The organism is Pigmentiphaga sp. GD03639, assembly GCF_029845405.1.
In the GTDB taxonomy this organism is placed as follows: Bacteria; Pseudomonadota; Gammaproteobacteria; order Burkholderiales; family Burkholderiaceae_B; genus Pigmentiphaga; species Pigmentiphaga daeguensis.
The window spans coordinates 1-2,768 of record NZ_JAOCLR010000063.1 but is presented as its reverse complement, the minus strand read 5'-3'; the positions used below and the strand labels follow the sequence as shown (position 1 = coordinate 2,768).

The window sequence follows — 2,768 nt, the reverse complement described above, 5'->3', positions numbered from 1 at the left end:
AGTGGGACTAGGCGTACGATAAGTAGGGCGGGACACGTGTAATCCTGTCTGAAGATGGGGGGACCATCCTCCAAGGCTAAATACTCGTGATCGACCGATAGTGAACCAGTACCGTGAGGGAAAGGCGAAAAGAACCCCGGAAGGGGAGTGAAATAGATCCTGAAACCGCATGCATACAAACAGTCGGAGCGGGCTTGTCCCGTGACGGCGTACCTTTTGTATAATGGGTCAGCGACTTACATTCAGTGGCAAGCTTAACCGAATAGGGGAGGCGTAGCGAAAGCGAGTCCGAATAGGGCGTTCAGTCGCTGGGTGTAGACCCGAAACCAGACGATCTATCCATGGCCAGGTTGAAGGCACGGTAACACGTGCTGGAGGACCGAACCCACTAGTGTTGAAAAACTAGGGGATGAGCTGTGGATAGGGGTGAAAGGCTAAACAAGTCTGGAAATAGCTGGTTCTCCCCGAAAACTATTTAGGTAGTGCCTCGAGTATTACTCCAGGGGGTAGAGCACTGTTATGGCTAGGGGGTCATGGCGACTTACCAAACCATTGCAAACTCCGAATACCTGGAAGTACAGCTCGGGAGACAGAGCACCGGGTGCTAACGTCCGGACTCAAGAGGGAAACAACCCAGACCGCCAGCTAAGGTCCCCAAATATCGCTAAGTGGGAAACGAAGTGGGAAGGCATAGACAGTCAGGAAGTTGGCTTAGAAGCAGCCATCCTTTAAAGAAAGCGTAATAGCTCACTGATCGAGTCGTCCTGCGCGGAAGATGTAACGGGGCTAAGCGATATACCGAAGCTGCGGATGCACAGTTTACTGTGCGTGGTAGGGGAGCGTTCTGTAAGCCTGCGAAGGTGGCTTGTAAAGGCTGCTGGAGGTATCAGAAGTGCGAATGCTGACATGAGTAGCGATAAAGAGGGTGAAAGGCCCTCTCGCCGTAAGTCCAAGGTTTCCTACGCAACGTTCATCGGCGTAGGGTGAGTCGGCCCCTAAGGCGAGGCAGAGATGCGTAGCTGATGGGAAGCTGGTTAATATTCCAGCACCGTCGTTTAATGCGATGGGGGGACGGATCGCGGAATGTCATCGGGGTGTTGGAAGTCCCCGTTGCTGCATCGAAGAAGGCACTTAGGCAAATCCGGGTGCGTAATTCAAGGGTGTGGCACGAGCGAACTTGTTCGCGAAGTGATTGGAAGTGGTCCCAGGAAAAGCCTCTAAGCTTCAGTTAAACGAGACCGTACCGCAAACCGACACAGGTGGACGGGATGAATATTCTAAGGCGCTTGAGAGAACTCAGGAGAAGGAACTCGGCAAATTGATACCGTAACTTCGGGAGAAGGTATGCCCTGGTAGCGTGAAGCGCCTGCGCGCTGAGCGTGAAAGGGTCGCAGAGAATCGGTGGCTGCGACTGTTTAATAAAAACACAGCACTCTGCAAACACGAAAGTGGACGTATAGGGTGTGACGCCTGCCCGGTGCCGGAAGGTTAAGTGATGGGGTGCAAGCTCTTGATCGAAGCCCCGGTAAACGGCGGCCGTAACTATAACGGTCCTAAGGTAGCGAAATTCCTTGTCGGGTAAGTTCCGACCTGCACGAATGGCGTAACGATGGCCACACTGTCTCCTCCTGAGACTCAGCGAAGTTGAAATGTTTGTGATGATGCAATCTACCCGCGGCTAGACGGAAAGACCCCATGAACCTTTACTGTAGCTTTGCATTGGACTGTGAACCGGTCTGTGTAGGATAGGTGGGAGGCGTTGAAACCGAGTCGCTAGATTCGGTGGAGCCGTCCTTGAAATACCACCCTGATTTGTTTGCGGTTCTAACCTTGGCCCGTTATCCGGGCCGGGGACAGTGCATGGTGGGCAGTTTGACTGGGGCGGTCTCCTCCTAAAGGGTAACGGAGGAGTTCGAAGGTACGCTAGGTACGGTCGGAAATCGTGCTGATAGTGCAATGGCATAAGCGTGCTTAACTGTGAGACTGACAAGTCGAACAGGTGCGAAAGCAGGACATAGTGATCCGGTGGTTCTGTATGGAAGGGCCATCGCTCAACGGATAAAAGGTACTCTGGGGATAACAGGCTGATACCGCCCAAGAGTTCATATCGACGGCGGTGTTTGGCACCTCGATGTCGGCTCATCTCATCCTGGGGCTGTAGCCGGTCCCAAGGGTATGGCTGTTCGCCATTTAAAGAGGTACGTGAGCTGGGTTTAAAACGTCGTGAGACAGTTTGGTCCCTATCTGCCGTGGGCGCTGGAGATTTGACGGAGCCTGTTCCTAGTACGAGAGGACCGGAATGGACGTACCGCTGGTGTACCGGTTGTCATGCCAATGGCATTGCCGGGTAGCTATGTACGGAAGAGATAACCGCTGAAGGCATCTAAGCGGGAAACTCGTCTGAAGATAAGATCTCCCGGGGGCTTGACCCCCCTGAAGGGCCGTTCGAGACCAGGACGTTGATAGGTCGGGTGTGGAAGCGCAGTAATGCGTTGAGCTAACCGATACTAATTGCCCGTGCGGCTTGATCCTATAACCCTGGCGGTTGTAGCGTGTGCCGCAGTCACACACCAGGTAGCCTCGCTACCAACACTGTTGTGCTTCTTCCAATTGGGCAGGTTGTTCGAGCCCGCGACGCAGCAACCCTGCGCGCGATCAACACCCCGCCAACAAGTTAAAGCCTGACGACCATAGCAAGGTGGTCCCACTCCTTCCCATCCCGAACAGGACAGTGAAACGCCTTTGCGCCGATGATAGTGGACGGACGT

General features: G+C 53.9%; 2 rRNA genes. Both read left to right on the top strand.

The annotated features are described in order from the left end of the window. A 23S ribosomal RNA gene (locus N5K27_RS28705) occupies positions 1–2,532 on the top strand; the annotation flags it as partial. 148 nt (positions 2,533–2,680) lie between these two features. Next, positions 2,681–2,768: ribosomal RNA gene (gene rrf / locus N5K27_RS28700) — 5S ribosomal RNA — on the top strand; the annotation flags it as partial.